General features: G+C 33.7%; 19 protein-coding genes. 2 read left to right on the top strand and 17 right to left on the bottom strand.

Translation table 11 applies throughout. The features are described 5' to 3' along the window. Positions 1 to 47 precede the first annotated feature (47 nt). The 6 genes from THEXY_RS03290 to THEXY_RS03265 all read right to left on the bottom strand — a co-directional run bounded on the left by THEXY_RS03290 (position 48) and on the right by THEXY_RS03265 (position 6,670). Positions 48 to 245, bottom strand: coding sequence for a hypothetical protein (locus tag THEXY_RS03290; RefSeq protein WP_013787433.1), 198 nt, complete (start codon positions 243 to 245; stop codon positions 48 to 50). 73 nt (positions 246 to 318) lie between these two features. Next, positions 319 to 3,753, bottom strand: a complete 3,435-nt coding sequence (locus tag THEXY_RS03285; RefSeq protein ID WP_013787432.1) for a DNA polymerase III subunit alpha — start codon at positions 3,751 to 3,753, stop codon at positions 319 to 321. 10 nt (positions 3,754 to 3,763) lie between these two features. Then, positions 3,764 to 5,071 (bottom strand): DRTGG domain-containing protein, encoded by a 1,308-nt coding sequence (locus THEXY_RS03280; protein WP_041592066.1) that lies wholly within the window; start codon positions 5,069 to 5,071, stop codon positions 3,764 to 3,766. A 50-nt stretch (positions 5,072 to 5,121) separates the two neighbouring features. Further along, a complete protein-coding gene (locus THEXY_RS03275; RefSeq protein WP_013297295.1) occupies positions 5,122 to 5,388 on the bottom strand; it encodes an HPr family phosphocarrier protein in 267 nt (88 codons plus the stop codon). After that, positions 5,381 to 6,346 (bottom strand): DNA-binding protein WhiA, encoded by a 966-nt coding sequence (whiA, locus tag THEXY_RS03270; RefSeq protein WP_013787430.1) that lies wholly within the window; start codon positions 6,344 to 6,346, stop codon positions 5,381 to 5,383. Before whiA ends, THEXY_RS03275 begins: the two co-directional genes overlap by 8 nt. 87 nt (positions 6,347 to 6,433) lie before the next feature. Further along, entirely contained in the window at positions 6,434 to 6,670 is a 237-nt protein-coding gene (locus THEXY_RS03265) for a hypothetical protein (RefSeq protein ID WP_013787429.1), read from the bottom strand. Positions 6,671 to 6,857: 187 nt separating this feature from the next. Between THEXY_RS03265 and glgP the strand changes: the two genes are divergently transcribed. Then, entirely contained in the window at positions 6,858 to 8,477 is a 1,620-nt protein-coding gene (glgP, locus tag THEXY_RS03260; protein ID WP_013787428.1) for an alpha-glucan family phosphorylase, read from the top strand. 71 nt (positions 8,478 to 8,548) lie between these two features. Here the strand turns inward: glgP and THEXY_RS03255 are convergent, their stop codons facing one another. From THEXY_RS03255 to THEXY_RS03225, 7 genes are all read right to left on the bottom strand, one after another. Then, positions 8,549 to 10,273, bottom strand: coding sequence for a glycoside hydrolase family 13 protein (locus THEXY_RS03255; protein WP_041592065.1), 1,725 nt, complete (start codon positions 10,271 to 10,273; stop codon positions 8,549 to 8,551). Between the two features lie 14 nt (positions 10,274 to 10,287). Next, the gene (locus THEXY_RS03250) at positions 10,288 to 11,106 is read right to left on the bottom strand and encodes a helix-turn-helix domain-containing protein (RefSeq protein ID WP_013787426.1); all 819 of its coding nucleotides are present in this window, start codon (positions 11,104 to 11,106) and stop codon (positions 10,288 to 10,290) included. Between the two features lie 104 nt (positions 11,107 to 11,210). After that, on the bottom strand, positions 11,211 to 12,293 hold the full coding sequence (locus THEXY_RS03245) for a hypothetical protein (RefSeq protein WP_013787425.1): 1,083 nt from the start codon (positions 12,291 to 12,293) through the stop codon (positions 11,211 to 11,213). Continuing rightward, on the bottom strand, positions 12,290 to 13,273 hold the full coding sequence (locus tag THEXY_RS03240; protein ID WP_013787424.1) for an acyl-CoA dehydratase activase-related protein: 984 nt from the start codon (positions 13,271 to 13,273) through the stop codon (positions 12,290 to 12,292). Before THEXY_RS03240 ends, THEXY_RS03245 begins: the two co-directional genes overlap by 4 nt. A gap of 131 nt (positions 13,274 to 13,404) precedes the next feature. Next, positions 13,405 to 14,286, bottom strand: coding sequence for a sugar ABC transporter permease (locus THEXY_RS03235; RefSeq protein WP_013787423.1), 882 nt, complete (start codon positions 14,284 to 14,286; stop codon positions 13,405 to 13,407). Between the two features lie 4 nt (positions 14,287 to 14,290). Next, entirely contained in the window at positions 14,291 to 15,211 is a 921-nt protein-coding gene (locus tag THEXY_RS03230) for a carbohydrate ABC transporter permease (RefSeq protein WP_013787422.1), read from the bottom strand. Between the two features lie 50 nt (positions 15,212 to 15,261). After that, a complete protein-coding gene (locus tag THEXY_RS03225) occupies positions 15,262 to 16,524 on the bottom strand; it encodes a sugar ABC transporter substrate-binding protein (protein ID WP_013787421.1) in 1,263 nt (420 codons plus the stop codon). A 661-nt stretch (positions 16,525 to 17,185) separates the two neighbouring features. On the opposite strand from THEXY_RS03225, the gene THEXY_RS03220 reads away from it, so the two are divergent. Continuing rightward, complete coding sequence (locus tag THEXY_RS03220; RefSeq protein WP_013787420.1) at positions 17,186 to 19,279, top strand: methyl-accepting chemotaxis protein; 2,094 nt, start codon at positions 17,186 to 17,188, stop codon at positions 19,277 to 19,279. 64 nt (positions 19,280 to 19,343) lie between these two features. Here THEXY_RS03220 and THEXY_RS03215 read toward each other — a convergent pair whose 3' ends face one another. The 4 genes from THEXY_RS03215 to THEXY_RS03200 all read right to left on the bottom strand — a co-directional run bounded on the left by THEXY_RS03215 (position 19,344) and on the right by THEXY_RS03200 (position 24,772). Next, positions 19,344 to 21,476 (bottom strand): alpha-amylase family glycosyl hydrolase, encoded by a 2,133-nt coding sequence (locus THEXY_RS03215; RefSeq protein WP_013787419.1) that lies wholly within the window; start codon positions 21,474 to 21,476, stop codon positions 19,344 to 19,346. 175 nt (positions 21,477 to 21,651) lie between these two features. Beyond that, on the bottom strand, positions 21,652 to 22,476 hold the full coding sequence (locus THEXY_RS03210) for a carbohydrate ABC transporter permease (protein WP_013787418.1): 825 nt from the start codon (positions 22,474 to 22,476) through the stop codon (positions 21,652 to 21,654). Next, positions 22,476 to 23,354, bottom strand: a complete 879-nt coding sequence (locus THEXY_RS03205) for a carbohydrate ABC transporter permease (RefSeq protein WP_013787417.1) — start codon at positions 23,352 to 23,354, stop codon at positions 22,476 to 22,478. The genes THEXY_RS03210 and THEXY_RS03205 overlap by 1 nt, the downstream gene beginning before the upstream one ends. A gap of 77 nt (positions 23,355 to 23,431) precedes the next feature. Continuing rightward, on the bottom strand, positions 23,432 to 24,772 hold the full coding sequence (locus THEXY_RS03200; RefSeq protein WP_013787416.1) for an ABC transporter substrate-binding protein: 1,341 nt from the start codon (positions 24,770 to 24,772) through the stop codon (positions 23,432 to 23,434). Positions 24,773 to 25,145 lie beyond the last annotated feature (373 nt).

The following is a 25,145-nucleotide window of genomic DNA, read 5'->3' as shown; positions in this document are numbered from 1 at the left end:
GTCATTATATGTCCCATTTTATTAAAAGTCCCCCTTTTAAGGGGTAATTAAAGACCATATTCAATAATAATATTCTGTGCATCCTGAGCTTCTGAATTAGGAACCATGACTTCACAGTAGCCGTCGTTATTGTCTACATTTTTTTTCAATGGTTTTAATTTTACCAAAAAGCCTTCTTTTGTCAGCACATCTTTGACCTTTTCTGCAACTTCCATGCTATGCGCCATATATATAACAGTCCACATAAAAAGGCCTCCTTGAATATTCTAACTACTATTTTAATTTATTTTTTGTATAATATCAATATATATTTACGCGTTATACAATTTTAACATTTTCTTTTCCCAGTACACTTGCAAGTTCATCCAAAAGCTCATTTGCACCATTTACCCAAAGATCTTTTTGTGCTGCCAGATTTTTATTTTCATATCTTATAAAAACCGGAATGTTTCCCTTGTATTTTGTTAAGATGCCCTTAATCTTTTCCACATCTTTTTGTTCTTTTACATTAAGCCACAGTTTTTCCCTTATCCTGTGTGTAAGTGGTTCGACTTCATCGCATAAAATCTTTGGCTCTTCATCTTCTCTTAAACTGACTTTGCCCTTTATTATAACAGGGAGATCTTCACTTAAAAATTTTGAATACCTTTCGTACACAGCAGGAAATACGATGACTTCGATGGTACCATACAAATCTGCAAGATTTACAAAAGCCATCATATTGTTATTTTTTGTAAACTTTATTTTTTTGCTCTCTACAATCCCTACCAAAACAACATCCTGATCATCAAAGGCAGATTTTTTTACAAACGAATCATCGCTATTTTTCAAGTCTCTGGTTGTACAATTTGCTATTCTTCGTATGTCGTCTTGATATTCGTCAAGTGGATGACCGCTAATATAAAGCCCCATAGTCTCTTTTTCCATAGAAAGTATTACGCCTTTAGAAAATTCTTTGATATCTGGAAGCGAATAGTCGATTTTATGGCTTTCTGAATCACTTTCAAATAAAGACATCTGTCCCTTTATATTTTTCTCTCTGCTTCTATGAATGCTTTCCATGATGCCTTCGTAAACAGCCAATAATTGAGATCTGTAGACACCAAATGAATCGAATGCACCAGCTTTTATGAGACTTTCAACGGCCTTCTTGTTTAATTGCATTTCGTCTATTCTCTCAAAAAAGTCTATGATAGAAGTGTACCTGCCATTTTTCTTTCTGTCTTCTACAATTTCCAGAGTGGCGTTTAACCCAACATTCTTAACAGCAGCAAGGCCAAATCTGATTTTGCCATTGACGACGGTAAAGTAGGAATAGCTTTCATTTATGTCTGGCGGCAAAATCTGTATACCAATCTTTTTTAGAACTTGTACATAAAAAGCCACCTTGTCCGTATTATCAACAAAGCTATTAAGCAATGCAGCCATGAATTCAACAGGATAATACCGCTTTAAATATGCTGTTTGAAATGCCACAACAGCATAAGCTGCAGCATGAGATTTATTGAATGCATAATTGGCAAAATCTATCATTTCGTCAAAAAGCCTGTTAGCTGTAGCTTCATCGACGCCTCTATTTACAGCTCCCGGTACAACGTAATTCCCATTTTCATCCTTAATTCCATAAATGAAGTTTTTTCTCTCTTCCTCCATGACCTTCATTTTTTTCTTCGCCATAGCACGGCGAACCAAGTCAGACCTTCCCAATGAATACCCTGCCAGATCCCTTACTATTTGCATAACTTGTTCCTGATACACCATGCAACCGTATGTGACATCAAGAATTGGTTTAAGAAGTGGATGTTCATACTTTATATTCTCAGGGTTATTTTTATTTTCTATGTATCTTGGTATTTGATCCATCGGTCCCGGTCTATAAAGCGATATACCCGCTATTACATCTTCCAACTTTTCTGGCCTTAGCTCTGTCATAAACTGTTTCATTCCAGATGACTCTAATTGAAATACGCCCTCAGTATCACCTCTGCTTATCAGTGCATAAACTTCTTTATCTTCAAAGTCAATACTGTCTATGTCAACATCTATTCCTCTGGTCTCTTTTACGATATCCAAAGTATCTCTTATGACAGTAAGTGTCCTTAAACCTAAAAAATCCATCTTTAAAAGACCTAATTCTTCCAAAGTCGTCATTGTAAACTGTGTGACAATAGAGCCTTCATTTTTTTGAAGTGGCACGTATTTAACCAGTGGTTCACTGGATATAACTACGCCAGCAGCGTGTGTAGAAGCATGCCTCGGAAGACCTTCAAGAGATCTTGAAATATCAATTAATCGCCTAATCTTCTCGTCTTTTTCGTACTTATCTTTTAGCTCTGGATTTAACTCGATTGCTTTATCTATAGTCATACCCAGTTCGAAAGGTATCATTTTTGCAATGACATCAACTTCAGCGTAAGGGAAGTTTAAGGCACGCCCCACATCTCTTATGGCAGCCCTGGCAGCCATTGTACCAAATGTTATTATCTGAGCCACTCTGTCTTCTCCATACTTTTTGACTACATAATCAATTACTTCTTGTCTTCTCTCATAGCAAAAGTCAGAGTCTATATCTGGCATGCTTACTCTTTCAGGATTCAAAAATCTTTCAAAAAGAAGATTGTACTTTATAGGATCAATCTTTGTTATGCCGAGGCAGTATGCCACAAGACTTCCTGCAGCCGAACCCCTTCCAGGACCAGTCATTATTCCATTGTCGCGGGCAAATTTAATAAAATCCCAAACGATTAAAAAGTAATCAACATATCCCATCTTTTCTATCACAGAAAGCTCGTAGTTTAGCCTTTCCATCACTTCATCAGTTGGATTTGGATACCTTTTATATAACCCATCAATACATAACTTTCTCAAATATTCATCAGACTTCATGCCGTCTGGCACTTCAAACTTAGGAAGCTTCGTTTTATTAAATTCAAATTCCAGATTGCACATATCAGCAATTTTTACCGTATTCTCCAAAGCTTCCTTGCAATAAGAAAACATCTCATACATCTCATCAGGTGATTTTAAATAAAACTGATCTGTTGGAAATGACATCCTGTCAGAATCATCCATATTTTTACCTGTCTGGATGCACAAAAGGACTTCATGTGCCAAATGATCCTCTTTTTTAAGGTAGTGAACATCATTTGTAGCCACAAGAGGTATGTTTAGCTCTTGTGAAAGCTTTATCAATTCTGAATTTACTTTTTCTTGTTGGCTTAAACCGTGGTATTGAAGCTCCAAATAAAAGTTACCTGTTCCAAAAATAGAGTTATAAAAAATAGCAGTCTCTTTAGCTTTTTCATAATCATCAGATATGAGATATGATGGTATTTCACCGCCAAGACATGAGCTAAGCGCTATCAGACCTTCACTGTGTTCTTTTAAGTACTGATGATCAATCCTCGGTTTATAGTAAAAACCATCAATAGATGCCTTTGAGACAATTTTCATCAAATTTTCATATCCAGTCATGTTTTTACATAGTAAAATTAAATGGTAGTTTAGATTATCTATGCCGTATTCTTTATCGTATAGTGATCTTGGAGAGACGTAAATCTCACATCCAATTATAGGTTTTACACCATAAGATACGGCTTCTTTGTAAAAGTCAATGGCACCGTACATGACGCCATGATCTGTAATAGCTATAGAGTTCATTCCAAGCTCTTTTGTCCTCTTTATAAGCTCTTTTATTCTGCATGAACCATCAAGAAGACTGTATTCGCTGTGAACGTGCAAATGTACAAACATCATAATCACCTTAAAAAAGTTTTTTGTTCTTTAAAAGCCTCAAAGACATCAGCGCTTTTGCAATCATTGTTTCTTCGTATAAAACCGATATCTCAACTTTGCAAAAATTACCGCTGTAGTCAATAATAGAAGTATTAACCTCAATTGTTTTTTCAGCTTGTAGAGGCCTTATAAAATAAACCAAAAAATTATCTACAACAGCATCAAATCTTTTATTTCTCGTTACTGATGATATGCCACATTCGCTCATAAGCATCATGAGGGCGCTACTGCTGACTGTTCCCAATTGGTTTACCATGTTTTGCGGTATCGTACCATAAAATTTCATCCCATCCTGAGTTTTCTCAGCATGAAAGTCTTTTAATAATGTGTCATTGATAGTCTCCTCGATCTGAGGTTGTTTTGCCATGTACTGAAGCGCTTTTATCACATCTTCCCGACTTATTATGCCGACAAGTTCTTTATTATTGGTAACAGGCAAAACCTCTATATTCCACCATATCATGAGATGAGCTGCGAAAGCTACAGTTGTAGTTTCAGTGACGTATATTGGATTTCTGGCCATTATATCTCCTATTTTATCATTATCGTCAGCTTTAGCTATTTCTCTTGATGTAACTATTCCAACCAAAGTACCGCTTTCATCTACAACAGGATACCTTGTATGGCTTGTCTTATTTAGCAATGCCTTCCAATCATTTACTGTCTGATTTGTCGTCATGTAGATAGGATTAGATGACATGATATTGCTTACAAGCAGTATCCTCTTCTTAGTCATCCTCTCATTGATTGCTTTGTTTATTAAGGTTGCCACAGTAAAGGTATCATAAGTAGTAGAGATCAATGGCAATGAAAGCTTATCTGCCAAAGTTTTAACTTCTATTTTAGCATCAAATCCACCTGTTATAAGGACGGCAGCACCTGCTTTTAATGCTGCCATCTGTGCATTATCTCTATTGCCGAGTATAATAAGATCACCGGGTTGAATATATTTTACCATTTCTTCAGTTGTCATGGCGCCTATCAAAAATTTATTAAGCTCTATATTGAGCCCATTCTCTCCGCCTAAAACAATTCCATCCACAACATTCTTTATTTCCTCGTAGGTCAGTCTATCAAAGGACTTGCTTTTAGGCTTTGTCCTTATGGTACCTGCTCTCGGAATAGTTGTCACAATGTACATGCTTTCTGCATCTTTTATGGCTTTATATGCAGTGCCTTCGCTTATCTTTAAAGCCTGCGCTAAACTCCTTACTGATATTTTGGTTCCTTCTGGCAGGCTTTTTAGATACTCCAGCACCCTCTCATTTTTAGTCATAAAAAAATCATCCTTCATGCAAAAAAGGTTTCCTAAGAAACCTTTTTAGATTATTCTTCTCCAAATTTTGAATCAATTAGATCAACAAGTGCCTTAATTGCTTCTTGTTCGTCGCTGCCATCAGCGATAAGTTTCACTGTATTTCCCTGTGCAACACCTAATGACATAATACCCATGATGCTTTTTGCATTTACCTTTTTATTTTCTTTTTCCACCCATATCTGTGATGAAAATTTGCTAGCCGCTTGTACAAATAAAGCTGCTGGTCTCGCATGAAGACCTGTCTTATTTTTAATTTCTACTGTCTTTTCAGTCATAATTGTTGACTCTCCTCTCTTTTAATTTTGATACTATTTCTTCAATTTTTCTTAATCTATGATTTACTCCTGATTTTCCAACAGGAGGATCTAGCATTTGACCCAATTCTTTAAGGCTTATATCTGGATATTTAAGCCTTTTTTCTGCAATCTCTTTTAAATTATCCGGGAGATAATTAAGCCCTACGCTGTTCTTTATATAATTTATATTCTCTATCTGCCTCAATGATGCATTGATGGTCTTTGTTAGATTAGCAGTCTCGCAATTAACAAGCCTGTTTACATTATTCCTTATGTCTTTATATACGCGTATATTTTCTAAGTTTAATAAGGAATTATGTGCCCCCATTATGTTTAGGACATCTACTATTTGTTCTCCCTCTTTTAAGTATACTACATAATTATTTTTTCTTGCAATAATTTTTGAATGCAAATGATAATTATTTATTAATTTGCTTAAATCCTTAGCATGATCTAAATTGTGCGTTATAAATTCCAAATGGTACGCCTTTTCTGGATCGCTAATCGAACCGCCTCCAAGAAAAGCCCCCCTAATATAGGCTTTTTTGCAACACTTTTTGCTAACAATGCTTTTGTCTATGCCATAATTTAACTTACTACCTTCACTGTCATACTTTAAAAGTCCAACTTCTCTCAATATGTTCTCGGCTGCGTCTTTGTCAGAGACTAAGATCAAATAACTTAAAGATTTTTTTAGTTGGCTATTTCTCCTCACCATCACCTCTGCCACGACATTGAATATATCTTTTAAAAGCTTAAATGCCAATCTTGCTACAGAAGCATTTTCAGTTACAAGACTTAAACTAATTCTTTGATGACCATATATAGATATTGAACCAATTGTTCTTATCAAAGCAGCAAGTTCAGCTAATTTGCAACAGTTATCGTCGGGGTATATTCTTGACAACTCGTTTTTTGTGATAGACGAAAAGGACATATAAATCACCTCGCCGGGTCCTATATCTATTATACTACATAATTTTAAAAAAACTCCTATAATTTTTTATAGGAGTCTAAAAATAATTTAGAAATCTAACTTTTTTCTTTCCCAATCTAAATAATCTTTCGAGGTTTTCCAGTCAGCTATTTCTCTTGATGAAAGCCAATCTTTGAATTCTTTATAGTCTTTCCACTCTTCATATTCGCCAAGCTCATTTAATCTTTTTGCAGCTAAAAATCTAAAAATATCAAGGCTTCCATACAGCTTTTCGTATTCTTTATAGTAGTGATAATCTCTTCCATATCTCTCATTTGCCTCCATAATCTCACCCCAATCACAATATGGAAAGATGGCACTTAGCCATATTTTAATATATACTGCATAATATTCACAAATCTCAAATAAGGTTACTTAAACATCCATTTGACTACAAAATTTTGTGCAACCCATTGCATTGCTGATTTTTTAATATTATAATATACTTAAAAGTTTTATAAGGAGGTATAATATGGATAGAGGAAAACTTCCAAGAGTAGCATACTTTTGCATGGAGTATGGGCTTCATTCAGATTTTAAACTTTACGCTGGAGGTCTTGGAATCTTAGCAGGTGATCATTTAAAAGCCGCAAAAGAATTAGGCATGCCGCTTGTAGGCATCGGTATACTATGGAAACAAGGTTATACAGAACAGCATATAGGCGAAGACGGTTATCCTTATGATGCATATCATAACTACAAATACGATTTTCTAAAAGATACAGGTGTAAAAGTAAAAGTTAAAATTAGAAATCAAGATGTATACTGCAAAGTCTGGCTTGTAGATAGTTTTGACAATGCTCCACTGTATCTTTTAGATACAGACATACCTGAGAATGGAGACAGATGGATAACAGGACAACTTTACGGTTGGTTTGGCGAAGAAAGAGTAGCACAGGAAATCGTGCTTGGAATCGGTGGCGTAAGGGCTTTAAGAGCGTTGGGAATTGACGTCGATGTCTATCACTTCAATGAAGGCCATGCAGCATTAGCAGCATTAGAGCTTATACGGGAGAAAATGGAAAATAAAAATATGATGTTTAATGAAGCTTGGAATGCAACACGACAAGAAGTTGTATTTACAACACATACACCTGTAATTGAAGGAAACGAATCTCACAACATAGAGCTTCTCATGTACATGGGTGCAAACAATGGTCTAACAATTGAGCAAATGGCTCAAATAGGCGGAGTTCCTTTTAATATGACTGTTGCGGGGCTAAGACTTTCACGAATCGCAAACGGTGTCGCAAAATTACATGGTCAGACGGCAAACAAAATGTGGGCACATGTTGACAATGCAGCTCCAATCATATCAATTACAAACGGTATTGATAGAAAGACATGGGTAGATAATAGAATTACGGAAGCATACAATAAAGGTGAAAATCTCCTGAAAACACATAATATAATAAAACAAGAATTAATTGATTTTGTATATGATCGCACTGGTGTAAAACTTGATTCTGATAAATTGTTAATAGGCTTTTCAAGAAGAGCTGCTCCTTACAAGAGAAGTGACCTAATTTTCACAAATGATGAAGTTATAGGTGAGTACTTAAAATCAAGAAAAATACAAATGGTGTTTTCCGGAAAAGGACATCCTTTAGACGATGTTGGTAAAAAAATTGTCGCAAAACTAATTGAGATGACCAAAAAATACCCAGAAAGTGTCGTATTTCTTCCTGATTATGATATGACAATAGGCAAAATGTTGACAAGAGGTTCCGATGTTTGGCTTAACAATCCTCGAAGGCCAAAGGAAGCAAGCGGTACATCTGGTATGAAAGCTGCTATGAACGGTGTATTAAACTTAAGTATTTTAGATGGCTGGTGGCCTGAAGCTTGCATTGACGATGTAAATGGCTGGCAATTTGGCGATGGATTTGAATCTGATGATGTGGAAATTTTAGATAAACATGACTTAGAAGCTTTGTACGATGTATTGTTAAATAAAGTTGTACCAACATATTACAACGATAAAGCAAAATGGGAAAATATGATGAGAGAAAGCATTAAAACAACCTATGATGCCTTTTCAGCAAATAGAATGCTTAAAGAATACTACGAATTAATGTATATAAAACGTTAAAATTCATATGTTTTAAGCCGGACTATTTGTCCGGCTTAAAACATAAAGATTAACTTAAAATATTCATTGATTTATTTCAAAATATAGGCACAGTTTGGCTCTAATGATACAATTTTACCCCTTATTTTTATCTTGCCCATTCCTAAAATATCTAGTTTCCCTTGTACGCCATTTAATAATATTGAATGCTCTTTGCTGCTATCATTTATTATTACAATAATAGATTTACCTTTGTATTCCCTTTTGAAGCTTATAATTCCATCTCTTGCATAAAGTGTCTTGTATGTTCCATATCTTAGTTCTTCATTTTCCTTTCTCAAAGAAATAAGCGTTTTATAAAAATTAAATAATTTTAAGTTTTGTTTTTCTTCATTCCAAATCATACATCTTCTACAATCTGGATCATAACCACCAACCATACCAACTTCATCTCCATAATATATATATGGAACTCCAATATATGTAAATTGGAAGACCAATGCCAGCTTCATCCGCACTACCATACCATTGCACATTGTCAAAAATCTCTCTGTATCATGGCTTCCTATTAGGTTTAACATAGCCCTATTAACACCATCCATATGCCTCATCAAATGTTCAGTTATAATAGTGTTAAATCGTTTTGCATCTATTCTTCTTTTTGCAAAAAAGTCAACAAGAGCATTCTTAAAAGGATAATTCATGACGCTATCAAACTGGTCACCATAAAGCCAAGGTGATGCATCATGCATAACCTCACCAACAATTATGGCATCATGCTTCGCTTTTTTCACAATCTCCCTAAATCTTCTCCAAAAATGATGGTCTATTTCATTTGCGACGTCAAGCCTCCAACCGTCGATGTCAACTTCTTTAATCCAATATTCGGCAACATTAAGCAAATACTCTTGTACATCAGGATTTTTGGTCATAAGTTTCGGCATTCTCCATTCATGATCCGCAAATGCTTCATACGATGGAATAGGTGTTGTTTTTATAGGCCATTCATAGATATTAAACCAGTCCCAATATTTTGAGTCTTTTCCATTCTTAATCACGTCTTGAAATGCGAAAAAGTCATAACCACAATGGTTGAAGACAGCATCAAAAATAACTCTTATCCCATTTTTGTGACATTTATCAATTAATTCTTTAGCCTTATGAGTGTCACCAAAATGAGGATCTATTTTATAATAATCTGTTGTATTGTATTTATGCGTTGACGGTGACAAAAATATCGGTGTCATATATATTGCATTAATTCCAAGATCCTTAAGATATTCAACTTTATCAATAATTCCCTGTATATCTCCTCCAAAAAATGTAGTTGATTCAGGTTTCTCACCCCAAGGTCTCACATTTTCTGGATCATTTGATTTATCTCCATTGTTGAACCTATCAGGAAATATTTGATATACAATGCAATCGCTTGTCCATTTTGGTGCAAAAAAAACGTCCATGTCACATATATAAGGATACTGAAAGAATCCGTGAAAACTATTTTCTGGTCTCCTTTGGTAGAATCCTGATTCTGTGTAATAAACTTTTTCGTTCCTATTAGATATTAAATAAAAAAAGTATGCAAATTTTTTGTTCAGTTTAATTGTCGTTTCATAATAATCGAATAATTCATTTGATTGAGTTAAAAACATTTCTTTTACTTTGAACTTACCCATCCAATCATACCTGTCACGATAAAAAATGTAACATTTTTTTATGTCTGAAGAAGCAGTTCTCAAGACTATATGAAGCTCATCCTTATTTAAAGGATATGCAAACGGAACATCGCTTTTATGATATACAGCTTGTCTTATCATGTAATACCCCTTTCTCATTTTTCAAGTTTTACAGTTACTGGTGCTGGAATATCAATGTGTGGTATTTCTTTGCCATCTACTGTTATTTTAGCATCTGGAGGATTACCCATCAAGATTTCTATGCTGTTTTTGACATCAAAAGTTTTTATCATGCCTGATGTCATCAAATACTGATAAGTATCCACACCATCCACTTTCACACTAACCCAACATTTTTGTCCAGGTATAGATAGATCGACTTTGTATGAATTATCGGCAGGTGAAATTTTATAATCAAATTCGCTTTTCGTGCTGTTTACCAAGTTGAAAGTAGTGTTTTTTTCGTTATTGCTATAAACATTATTGGCTGTTGTATTGTCTCTGTTATCATTTTGTATTTTATGGGTAGTGTTATTAGAGCTTTGCTCTGCACTTGGGAGAGGAGCCAGTCCTTTGTTTATCTGGCTTACCATGTAATATATACCAAATGCAAAAAGGCACACCACCAAAACTCCTATAAATGGTTTTATAAACCTTCTAAGGAGTGCTGATAAATCAAAAGAACTTTCTTCTTCTAAAAGTGTAGTTGCATGTTGTACTACATCATCCTTTTCTTTAGGTTCCTCAAAAAGATAGCTATACTTTTTTAATAGATCATTTGCATCTAATCCTACAGCCTCTGCATAACTCTTTACAAAACCTTTAGCGTAAACTAAAGCTGGGATTACATTAAAATCGCCGTCTTCTATCGCTTTCAAATATCTTGTACGAATTTTCGTAATCTCCTGAAGATCGTCAAGTGTCATTCCTTTTTTTAATCTCGCATTTTTTAATATATCACCAAGTTCATTCATAAAATCACCTCATAGTCGATCTTCCATAAAAAAATAAAATCTATTTATATACAAATATAAGTATACCAATAATTTATAATTTTTTCGATATCCAGATAAAAATTTTAATATTTTTTTATATTTTTCAATCTCCTCCTCTCCAATAAATCTTTAAAGGCTTCTAATCTTGTCTGATACCCAGCTTCACCAGTCTTTTCATCGTAACTTAAAGACATAACTGGTATATTCTTATCGCTACTTATTTTGGCAATTATTCCTTCTGCAACAATTTCAGGTGTACAAGTAAAAGGAAAAATTTGTATTATCCCATCGTAATTTTTTTCTGCATATTTTACAGTATTTGCGACAGTATTTAAACCGTGACCGCCGATATCCCTTTCTAAATACCCATGCGCATATTTTTTAAATTCCATTCTTTGAGGCAATTTAAAAGCACTGTTTATCAAATAATCTGAAAGAAAATCAGTTTTAGTAACTTCTATACCTAATTCATTCAACGATCTGCAAATATCTAAATTAGAAAAAGGCTCAAGCATAAGATATATTTCCCCTACCAAAGCAATCTTAAGCTGAATCTCTCTTTTTATGGTTGCATTTTGTTTCAACTTCTTCAATCCTTCTCTATAAATATCATCTAGTTCTCTTTTGTTTTTAGCATTTTTTATTCCGTCTATATATTTTTCAAAAATTTTAGTCGTAATTCCTGTTTCATTCTCATGTGCTCTTAAGATTAAAAGCTTCTTTTCAAATTTATCAGCAATTATCATTTTTTGAACAGCAAAAATAAAAGCCTTTAAAGCATCTCTCCAATATACGTCTGGAAAATACGATGAAAGTTCTTTTAAAAAACCAATTAACCTTCCGTGAGGCGGATCTAATATTATCATATTAAACTTGTATCCAAGATCAATCAATGTTTCTCTTTGTGCTTGTCCATAATAACCAAATCTGCAAGGACCTATACCACCCAACATTATTATAGTATCAGCGCCATTTTCAAGCGCTTCTATAAAATTCCCAAGATTTATCTTATATGGGAGACAAACAAACTCAGGCGAGTATTTTACTCCAATTGATAGTGTTTTATTAGTTACAGGTGGTGGCTCTACAACATCTATATTGATTCCTTCAAACATCGTCTTCAGTATCATATTTAATGAACCCATATGTGGATATGTTATTTTCATGCCATAATCTCTCCTTTTCGCCATCTTAACAAATCCATAAAGGCTTCTAACCTAGTATTTAAACCTGCCTCACCAGTATGTTCATCAATGGTTATGGGCATAAATGGAATCCCGCCATCTCTCTTGTAATCCCTTTCTAAAAGGTCATCAGTGATAGAGTCTGGCCCACATCCAAAAGCAGAAACAGATATTACCCCGTCCACTTCTTTGCTCTCGATAAAATATTTACCTGCACCTAAAATATCCCTTCCGTAAGTCCAAAATAAATCTTTTTGAAGTTTGCTGGCACCATTTTCAATTTTATCTCTTTCTATCATATTTGTCGTAAGCACATAAGCTCCCATATTCTTAAGCCTATTTATCAATCCCATAGATAAATAATCATCCATTATGTCATAGGAATGGGCTAATAAAGCTATTTTTAAATCCCCTTTTGTATTTGCATCTAATTTTTCCCCTTCCATAATCTTTATTGCTTCTGTATTTGAAAATCCTTCTCTAATAATGCATTCAAAAGTCCTTTGCCTTTTTAAAGATTTTTCGTATGCGTCTTTAATTTTACTTGTGCTATCAACAAACAGCTTGCCAACTCTCAAAATTTCTCTTTCCATAAACTCTTCTCCACGATAGTAATCAATCTTCATATCTATTATTTGTGGCAAATCAGAAATCAGATTTCTCACTAAGTCAGGCAAACCCAAAAATTTTGAACAAAGATATCTACGTCTTTCTACGCTTATAACTCGTGGAACAAATATATAATCAATACCTTTTTCCTTTAAATCAATCACATGACCTATAAATGTCTTGACAGGAAGGCAGGTTTCATCCACGCAAGTCTTGATGCCATCATCAATTATTTTTTTGCATGTATCACTTGAAGTAACCACTTCAGCACCCAGTTCTTCAAAAAATGTTTTCCACATAGGATAAAAGTTGTAGTATAAAAGTCCTTTTGGAATACCAACTTTTTTACTCATCTCTTACCTCCGAACTTTTTAATAAAATCAAAACACTATTATTTTTAACATTAAACGCCCATAATATACAAAAAAACACTGGAATACATTCCAGTGTTTACAGTTTGTTCCATGTGTAACATTTTATCCTTTTATCCTTTTACAGCACCAGCTGCAAGTCCCTGCTGCAAATACCTCTGCAAAGCCATAAATATAATTACAAGAGGCAATGATGCTACAACAGACGCTGCCGCAAATAATGTCCAATGGGCTGAAAATTGATTTGTAATAAATCTTTGCAGTCCAAGTGCTACAGTATAACTCTCAGGCGATTTCAGTACAGCACTCGATAATATAAATTCGCTATATGTCCCTATAAAGCTAAACAAAAATATTACAACAAGCATAGGTGCAGTAAGTGGCAATATTATTCTAATAAATATTTGCCAATATGATGCACCATCAACCAATGCCGCTTCATCAAGTTCTTTTGGCAATCCATCTATATAACCTTTTAGAAGCCATATATTAAAAGCACTGCCACCTGCAAGTACCAATATAAATACATACAAGTTATCGAGCAAATCTAATTTTGCCAAAATTCCGTATATCGCTGGCAAAGACATAAATGTCGGAAACATCTGTAAAATCAAAAGGGTCATTAATCCATTTTTTCTTCCAACGAATTTCATTCTGCTAAATGCATATGAGGAAGTAGATGTTAAAATAGATTGTATGATCGCCACACCAAAGCACAAAATCATGCTGTTTTTTATCCATGTTAATAGTTGTGTTTTCTGAAACAAGTCTATATAATTTTGAAAGCTTACTTGCTTTGGAAAAATCGTACCAGAGAAAAAAGCATCACCTGTCCCTAACGAAGCACCTACAACCCATGCTACAGGGAAAAGAATTATTACAATAAAAATCCAGATTATAACTCTGCTAACCCACAAAGTAACTTTCTCATTTGGACGCATTTTTCGATCTTCTTTTAATTTCTTTTTATTCATATTTGCATTAGCTGAATCCATCAATCTAGTCCACCTCCTCAAATGCATGCGTCATCCTCATATTTACATAGCTTAATGTCCCAATTATCAAAAATATAATTATTGACAATGCTGATGCCAAATCGTATCTATTAAATTGCATTGTCATTTTATAAGCCGCACTTACAAGTAAATCTGTAGTACCAGCAAAAGCCGTATCTGTTCTTGGAGGACCTCCACCAGTTATCAAAAACACGGAACCGAAATTATTAAAATTAAAAGCAAATGATGAGATAATAAGTGGCAGCGCCGATGACATAAGCATAGGAAGTGTTATAAGTCTTAACTTTTGAAACCAAGTAGCACCATCCAAATCTGCTACTTCATATAATTCTGGTGGTATGGCTTGTAATCCACCTAAAGATGCATTCATCATAAAGGGATATCCCATCCACGCACTGGCAATTATTATTCCCACTCTTGCCCAGAACGGATCAGTAAGCCAAGGAATTTTTGAAATATGCAAGTAACTTAACAAAGTATTTATCCCACCATAATCTTGATTATACAGACCCTGCCAAGCTAATATTGCAATTGTTGATGGCAATGCCCAGGGAATTATAAGTATAGCTCTATAAATATTCGTTTCCCACATATTTTTGTTGTTGAGTAAAACCGCTAAAAATAAACCTATGACATAATTAGCCAATGTTGCTATCGCTGCAAAAACCACCGTCCATAAAAGCACTGGTAAAAAAACCGTTCTTAACGGTCCATTGATAATATCTATAAAGTTTTTAAATCCTACAAATTGATATTGTTTAAAATGATTTAAGCTGAAGTTAGTAAACGCAATATATATAGTATATGCAATAGGTAAGAAACTTAATACTGTCATTGATAATATTGCAGGTGACAAAAACGCATAAGGTGTCAATTTGTCCCGAATTTTTGTTCCTGTCTTCATAAAATGTCCTCCCTCTAAAATAATTGGAAAGGGGCATTTAGCCCCTTTATTTATTGCTGAGTAGCAATACCCTGCTTTATCTGATTGACCATATCATCTGCTGCCTTATCAGGAGTTGCTTTACCTGATGTTACAAGCTGCAGTGCATTACCAGCCGGTGTCCAAACTGCTGTCATAGCAGGAATGTTTGGCATAGGAATAGCATTCTTAGCTTGTTCAGCAAATGCATTTAAAATATCATTGTTTTTAACTTCATCATTGTTTAACACAGAATTGAGAACTGGAATTCTATTACCTGTTTCAAAAAGAGGCAATGCCGTATTTTGAGCAAGATATTTTAATAAATCCCATGCTTCTTGTTGATGTTTAGAATTAGCGCTTACAAAAGCTGCCTGTACACCAGCAAATGAAGGCATCGGCTTTCCATCGACTGTTGGCAATGGAGCTACTTTAAAAGGAACATTTGCTTTCTTAAACCCATCAACATCCCACGGACCACTTATATAAAGTCCTATCTTTCCATTTTGGAAATTGCCTTTAGCTATATCGCCTTTAATATCGGCAGTCATAAACTTATAAGTTTTTACAAAATCCCTTATCAAAGACAAACCTTTTTTCGCACCATCATTATTTAATCCTATATCGTTTGGATCGAGAGCTCCTCCATTATTTTTAAATACATAACCACCATAAGCAGCCATAAATGCAAAGCTGTAGTAGAAATTATTTATATCATACTGGAATCCAACTTGCTGTCCAAGCTTAATCAAGTCGTCAAGTGTAGCTGGAGGAGTTTGAATTTTGCTTGTATTGTAGAAAAGTCCGTATGTCTCCATTGATAATGGTATTGCGTACATTTTTCCATCATATGAAACTGCATCTATGCTCATCGGGACATAATCAGATTTATTAATGACTCCGTCAGGTACTTCCGCTAAAAGTCCAGCCTTTTGGAATGTTCCAAGATTATCATGGGGCAATCCAAACATAATATCTGGCCCTTTACCGCTCTGAGCTGCCGTAGAAAATGCCTGGAAATCACTCTGATCAGCCAATACTTTTACTTTATTGCCTGTCTCTTGAGCCCATTTGTTAGCGATTTCTTGTACCTTAGCTATTTCAGGATCTGTCAAATGTGACCATACCGTTAATTCAACTGGCTCCTTTTTTTGCTGTGTCTGAGCAGTGTTATTAGAACTATTATCTGAAGACTTTGATTCATTTGTCTTGCTGCTTCCACAGCCGGTTAAAGCAACTGATAATAGCAATACCACGGCAGTAAGTATTGCAAAAATTTTTGTGTACTTTTTCATGTAAATCCTCCTCACAAAATAAAATTTTATGATTTTTTTGGGTATATCCCAAAATTTTATTTCAAACTTCAATATAAGCTTTTATTACAATGTTTACATGTGTAGTTATTGCATATCTGTCACTGCTTTACATAGATTTTCTATATATAAGTTCTAAAACCAAATAAAACGACAACGCACTTTATCTTTCTTCAACATAATAACAAATTGACGTACATTAACTAAAAAATGCTGCAGACAAACTTCACAATCATAATCTTTTACTATTATCATCCCCTTAGTGATTACTATTAAATTACAGCAATCGCTTTCTTTGACACTATTTTTAAAAGCGCCTAACTGCAAATAAAATTTGCAATCGCTTGCGCCATATCTAATATAATTGTATCTCCAGATTCAAATATTGTCAATATATTTTTTATAAAAATTATTATTTTTTGTTTATTACAAAAGTTACTTAACATTTCAATCAATGCTATTATATAATTGTTTTTAAATTTTTGTAATTACGATTTTTATTAAATTTCATTAAACATAAACAAAGCGATGTTAATTTCAAACTATTCTATATATTCCATTTGCAATTTTATGTATTAATGTTATAATATTATTATGCAATCGTTTGTGTTCTTTGCTTATTTAACTTAGAGGAGGAGTAATTATGAGCAAAAAATTGTTAATACCTCAAACCACTCATAAGCAAAAATTAAATTTAATTAAGCCAAATTTGCAAAAACTTGTAATAAACAACAAAAGCATTTTTACTAAGTTAATGATTTTTATTGCTTTAATTATAATTTTGCCACTTACATTTACAGGTTATATGTCTGCAAACAAATCTACTCAAATTCTAAATGCTCGCATCGACATTTCTAACAAGGATACTCTTGGGCTTATAAATAATTATGTAAATCTTTTTAAAAATGATGTAGAAACTCAGATTACCATTTTATCTGATAGCAGTCAATTATTAAATTACGGCAAAACAGATTTTGCAACAGATAATCAAAGTCTTCAAGACTTATTCACAAATATTTTAAATACAAAGAACAGTAAAATATCAATAATTTATTTTGCAACAACTGACAAAAAAATGATTCAATCACCAGATTTGCCTCTTGATTCGAATTATGATCCAACGGCACAAAAATGGTACAAAGACGCAGTAGAAAATCCCAACTCAATAATATGGACAGGGCCCTACAGTAATAATGGTACAAACGGTGCAGTTTTTACTGTATCAAAAGCTGTTAAAAGTTCATTAACATCTGCTGCCTCTGATGTAATAGGTGTTTTAGCCTTTGACATTAACCTTGATTCCCTTTCTAATATGATTTCATCAATTGCGATAGGTAAAACTGGGAATGTATATATTTTATCAAAAGATGGTATTATATTAGCAAGTAAAGATAAAAATAACCTTTTTACTTATATAACCAAAAAAAATTATGGCAAAAAGATGATTTCTTTAAATGATACTACCTTTCAATACTCTGATAACGGAATAATAAAATTTGCAACGATAAAAAATCTCAGTAACTTCGGTTGGAAAGCAGTTGTTGATATGAATTCTTCAGAATTCAATGATAGTGTGTCACAAATAAAGTATAATATAATTTTGTTTAGCTTAATATGCCTCCTGATAGGGCTTCTAATAGCATATTTTTTCTCAAAAGGCATTACATCTAATATAAAGAAGATCATGCAAATCATGAATGAAGCTTCAAAAGGAAACATAACTCAAAAAATAAATATAAAAGCAAAAGATGAAATTGGATTGCTTGCAAATGGTTTTAATGAAATGATTGATGGCATTAAAAATCTCATAATAGAAGTATTTAATGCCGCAAACAATGTTAATTTTTACTCCGAAAAGTTGACTTCTTCATCGCAAAAAGCTGAAATAATAACAAATGAAGTCGCTATTGCAATGAAAGAAATCGCAGAAGGCGCTCAAGAACAAGCTAAAGATGCTGAAAATAGTGCATCACTTACGGATGAATTAAGTAAACATGTAGATATTGCAATTAAGAATTCAGAAAACATAAACAATGAAACAAACAATGTAATTTACGCTACTAATCAAGGAATCGAAAATATAAAAGATTTAAGTGAGAAATCTAAATTAACTGATTTAATGCAGAATAAAGTAAAAGAATCGACCTCATATCTTAAGAAAAAATCAATAGAGATTGGCAATATCATAGAAACAATAACTTCAATTGCAGATCAAACTAATCTTCTATCGCTAAATGCTGCTATAGAGGCAGCAAGAGCAGGTAAAAGTGGCAAAGGATTTGCTGTTGTTGCTGATGAAGTCAGAAAACTGGCAAGTCAGTCATCGAAAGCAGCTAATACTATAGAACAGATAATAAGAGAGATACAAACTAACATAGATACAACATATAAAATTGTTGAAGATGCTACCTCATCAATAGAAGAACAAAATAAAGCATTGGACAAAACAATACATACTTTCTATGATATTCAGTCAGCTGTAAATTGTATTGTCAGTGAACTAAAAAAATTAAATAATTCGATGGAAAAGATATCGCAAAGTAAAACTAATATGATAACATCTATTGAAAATATAGCATCTGTAACTGAAGAAACGGCAGCATCTACTGAAGAGATCTCCTCATCTGCTGAAACTCAAAAAGAAGCGATAGATGAGATATTAAAATATGCAAGAGATTTAAATGCTATTGCTAATACATTAATGGCTGCTGTTAACAAGTTTAAGATAAGTACATAGATTAAGAATAAATTAAAGGTCAAGAAATCAAAACAATTAGATCTCTTGGCCCTTATTATTTTATTTACTGTTGCCAATTTACAATTACAGTGCCAGTACCAGATGATGGAACTGCATAAGTATGATTACTACCACCTTCCCATGTTATCGTATTGCCATTTTTCTTTATAAACTTAAATTGTATTGTTGTGCCCGCTGGAACACTTACATCATAATACCATGTAGGATACTGATATACTACCTGATTAAACATTGGTCCGATTGCTTTTGACGTATTCCAGTTTCCTAGCTCAGCCACATTACCAGTAAGATAAACATTCTCTCCATATACTGTACTTGCATTATTTACAACAAATCTAACACATACCTGATTGCCTGTAAGAATGTTAATATTATTATAAGTATTGCTTGTAGTACCACTTGAAGTTTTTAATGATACATTATATTTACCAGGCGTCACTGAAGGAACTTTTACTTTTACCTCTGTATCATTCCAAGAGACAATAGTACCAGCCGTTGAACCAAACAAAACTTGTCCGGTTGTCGTACCAAAACCTCTTCCATCTATTGTTATAGTTTGTCCTGCTTTTGTCATTGTTGGTCCAATATGTCCTATCAACGGAGAACTACTTGAACTTACATACTGCCATACTGCAACTTCACCGGCACCAAGTGTAAATGGTGTTACAGAACCATTACTTGCGACAGAAATACTATTACCATTCAAAAGTCCGCCAAGAACATCAGTATAAGTACCAGCAGGAAGCGCTGTATACAACCCTGTAATATTATAACTTGTTGAGAGGTTTCTATTTATAGCAACAAGAGCAACATTATTTCCAAATTTTCTTTCGTATATATAAACATCATTGTTTATCCAACGTTGCTGAGTAGTACCATAAGCAATTGCAGGATTGGATTTACGCAAAGGAGCAAGTTTTTTAATTACATTATATGCTGTAGTTGACGTATTAAATGACGTCATCATAGCTCTATTATAAGGGTCTCCGTTGCCTGTCATGTACTGTTCTGTTCCATAATATATAGCAGGTACTCCTCGTGAAGTCAATGTAAATGCTAATGCTTGTTCAACTGGACGAGTAGAACCGCCATTATAGAATCTATCCATATCATGATTATCAATAAAAGTAACCATATCATTTATAAAATTATAATCAGATGCAGTTGATTGAATCATTGAATCAAGTCCATACATAGTATCTGTATTATCCCTAAATACCTGCCTTACTTTTTGAGAAAACCTAAAGTCCAAAAGACTCATACCGCTTTCATTTGCAAAGTATGTGTTATTCGCATCAACTTCATTCGTTCCAAGGAACCACTCTCCAAATGTAAATACGGGCCTATAGCTCAATATGCTATCCATAAAATTTTTCTGCCATCCAAATGGCATATGTTTTACAGCATCTAAACGTATACCATCTATTCCCATATCAAGCCACACCTTAATTGCTGATTTTAAATATGAATCGATTGTACTATTCTGTTGATTTAAATCTGCTAAATCAAATAAGTTGCGATAAATACCATCTTCATAAGATGAAAAATCTGTTCCTCCATAATGATGAAAATACCCGTTTGTATCGTTTGTATACCCACCAAGCAATGTTCCATTGTCGTATAGCCTTCCATTCTCAGCATAAGTAGGATCTGTTTCAGATGCAGGTGAAGTATGATTGGGTGCAAAATCAATAATTACTTTTATGTTATGGGCATGAGCTGTATTGATCAAATTTTGAAAATCAGTAAAGCTTCCAAAGTATGGATTTGTTTTCTTAAAATCACGAGCCCAATAACCATGGTACGATGTACTCCCACCAAAAGTTGAATCAGGTAAGACTGCATAAATATTTTCTACAGGTTGAGATATCCAAATTGCTGTTACACCCATGCCTGTTAGATATCCATCATTTATCTTGTTGATAATACCCTGCCAGTCTCCGCCAAAGTACTTTTTTAAACTTGTATGTGTTGGATCATACAAGTCACCAGTTGGATTGTTACTGGTATTTCCATCAACAAATCTATCAGTGACAATCTGATAGATTACATCTGTCGAGTAATTGACAACATTACTTACTGCAGTATCAGAAGCTGCTTGTATTGGTGCTGTTAATCCAAAAACAAGTGTAAGCGAAAGCACCAGCACCAATAACAATTTAAACGTTTTTTTCATACAAAACCCTCCTTTTTAATTATTTTTTTGATTAGCGAGTTGTTTAATAATTTATTGGTTTTCCATCACTCCTTTCTATAATAAAAGCAATCGATATTATTAAGCAAAAATACTTTTATACCGATTGCATGTTGTCTATAATTTTAAATTAACTTGTTTAAATACAATATTTATCTTACTGTTTAACAGCACCAGCTATTATAGCTGTGACTAACTTTCTCTGTGCCAAGAAGTAGAAAATTACAACAGGTAAAATTGCTATTGTCAGTCCTGCCATACCGAGATTCCACTGCTTTGTGTACTGGCTAAAGAAGTAAAAAATCATTAGTGGAAGCGTCCTGGAACCGACTTTGTTTATGACTAAAGATGGCAATAAGTAGTCATTCCATATCCACATAATATCCAAAACTGCAAGGGTGATCGTAGTAGGATTTAATAAGGGTAGTATGATATTCCAGTAGATCCTAAATCTACTACAACCATCTATTAAAGCAGCTTCATCTAAAGATGTAGGTATCCCTTTTAACGCGCCATAGTATAAAAACACACCTAAACTAGACCCAAATCCCAAGTACATGAATACAAGTCCTGACCTTGTAAGAAAATGGAACTTACCAAATTCCGCCACTAAAGGAATCATCACCGATTGAAATGGAATAAGCATAGCTACCGTAAAAATCATATAAATAATCACACTGCTTTTTCTCTTTACCCTTTGAAGTGCATAAGCCGTCATAGAGGAAAATATTGCAATAATCAAAATGCTAACAACAGTTATTATTAATGTATTGGAAAATGCTTCACTTAAATTTAAATTTGCGGCTGCCGTTTTATAATTATCCAACATCAGACTTTTTGGAAGTGACAATGTGTTTGTAAATAGCTCTAATTTTGTCTTGAAAGAATTAACCAGTATTATATAAAAAGGAGATATCCATATCAATGAAAGTACAATTCCTAAAAATGTCAATAAATATTTTTGAACATGAACTTTTTTCATCACATCTCAACCTCTCTTTTCTGTGTCAAGTAAACTTGGACGATAGAAATAACAGCAATTATTAAGAACATTATTACTGCTTTTGCCTGTCCTACAGCCATCTCTTGAGCTGAAAAAGCTGTTTGATATATATTAAGTGTTATCATTTGTGTAGTATTGCCTGGTGCTCCAGCAGTTAATGATAAGTTTTGATCAAACAGTTTAAATGAATTTGAAAGCGTAATAAATAAACTCACTGTAAAAGCTGGCGCTATAAGTGGAAATACGACATTCCTAAATTGTTGCCATGAATTTGCACCATCAATCTTTGAAGCTTCTATTAAATCAGTAGGAATGCTTTCAATATATGCTATATAAATCACCATAACATAGCCTATCATTTGCCATGATGTGACAATCACAAGACCCCAAAAGCCAGTATTAGTTGTTGATAACCAGCCTCCAAGCCATCCAATATGTGTAGCATCTGAAATTGTTTGAAATACATCTACAAAAATGAAATTCCATATAAATCCCAATATAAGTCCACCTATTAAATTAGGCAAATAAAATGCTGTGCGCATAAAATTTCTGGCAAATATTTTTCTTGTAACAAGCATTGCAAAACTTAGTCCCACCACATTTATAATTACGATGCATGCTACAGCAAATTTAGCTGTAAAAAATATTGAATTCCAAAACTCAGCATCATCTTTAAGTGCCATAAAATTTTTCAATCCAATAAATACTGGTTGATTTATTCCATTCCAATCTGTAAATGAATAATATATTCCTATAATAAATGGTATTAATACGACAATAATAAGCGACAATAGTGTTGGAGCTATAAAAAGCCAATACCAAATACCGTTTTTAAAAAATTTAGCTTTTTTTCCCATTGTATTTACCTTCCTTCTCATTCATATTTGCAAAGTGGGAGAATACGACTATACTCTCCCACTATTATCTTTAATTATTATTTTCTTGCGTCTGCCCAGGCTTGTTTAGCATGTGAAATTACTTTATCCCAAGTTAATGAACCGTTGACATAAAGCTGAATATCAGCACCGAGAACATTTTGACCCCAATTGTTTGGATATCCCATAAATACCCATCCATATGTCTTTCCTTGGCTTGCTGCCACAAACAGTTGCATTCCAAGTGGATCTGATATGCTATTAGAATTGTACCCAGTATATGCCGGCACAAACTTAAACTGTTGAGTAACTATCTGTTTTCCTTCATCTGATGTGTACAACCAATCTAAGAAATCTTTAGCAGCTTTTTGAACATCTGCTGGTTTATCACTGTTAACTGCCCAATACATTGGAACACCTTCAGGATATGAATCTTCTTTATATCCTGGAACAGGGTATGGCAACATACCTATATCATTTTGTGCAAAATTCTTATCTAATGACTCTAATGTAGGATATACCCAGTTGCCTTGCTGAATCATAGCAACTTTTCCAGTTCCAAAAAGCTTTTCAACTTGCGTGCTGTAGTCAAGACTTGCTGTAGGTTGCACTGAATATTTATTCTGAAGATCAATCATCTGCTTCATTGCATCGCCATACTTGAATTCTACTGTCTTAGCATTAAATGCTTTCATAACATCTCCATCAAATTCTGGTGACAAAAATGCATTTGATAAATGGAGACCAGTAACCCAAGTTTCTTTTGCTGGAAAAGCGAATACAGCATCAATACCTAATTCTTTCTTCTTTGAATCTAACGTCTTTACAGCATTCACCAACGCATCAAAGGTCTTAATGCTGGATGGATCAATACCTGCCTTACTGAATATCTGTTTGTTGTATATTAATCCATATCCCTCTAAATCAAATGGTAAACCATAAATTTTGCCGTCTTGTGTCACACCAGTAAGAGTACCAGGAAGAGCAGCTTTTGCAGCTTTTGTATCTGACAAATCAGCTAATTTTGGCTTCCATGTAGCAACATCTTGTGGTCCACCTACATTGTATATTGCAGGCTCCGAACCTGAATTGAATTTGGCTTTTAATGCAGCACCGTAATCTTGTCCGCCACCTACAGTTTCTAGATTGATTTTAACATTAGGATTTTCTTTCATGTAAGTATTTATAGCATTCTGAAGAGCATCTTTTATTTCAACTTTGAATTGGAATATATCTAACGTCACAGGTTGACTCGTAGTCTCAGTTTTATTTTGAGTTGAGCTATTTTCTGAAGTTTTGCTCTGATCAGATTTAGTACTATTTCCGCACCCTGTTAACATCACTGAAAATGACATTAAAAGTACCAAAAGCAGTGCAATCACTTTTGAGGTTTTCCTCATAATTAAAATCCTCCTCTTTAATAAGCCAATTTTTTCTATTGACTTATACTATTTTTAGTTATAAAATTTACGCAGTTCCATATTTCTAAATCGTTTAATTGATTTTAACCAGTCTCTTGCGATTTTCTTTTTGTTTTACTTTTTGTTTTATATATAAGCGTTTTCACAAAACTTAATTTAAAACTGATAGTCATTCCCCCTTATCTCGATATTTCATGGAAAATTTGCAACCGGTTGCGCTTTGTTTAATTATATTTTATATCCTTTAATTACAAAAGTCAATAGATTTATTTATGATATCAAAAAAATTTAAAAAGATTATCTCAAATTATATTTTGAGAAAGATATGAAAATAAATAATTCATCTCATATC

It is taken from the genome of Thermoanaerobacterium xylanolyticum LX-11 (assembly GCF_000189775.2).
Lineage (GTDB): Bacteria > Bacillota > Thermoanaerobacteria > Thermoanaerobacterales > Thermoanaerobacteraceae > Thermoanaerobacterium > Thermoanaerobacterium thermosulfurigenes.
This window is presented reverse-complemented; position numbering and strand designations above follow the sequence as displayed.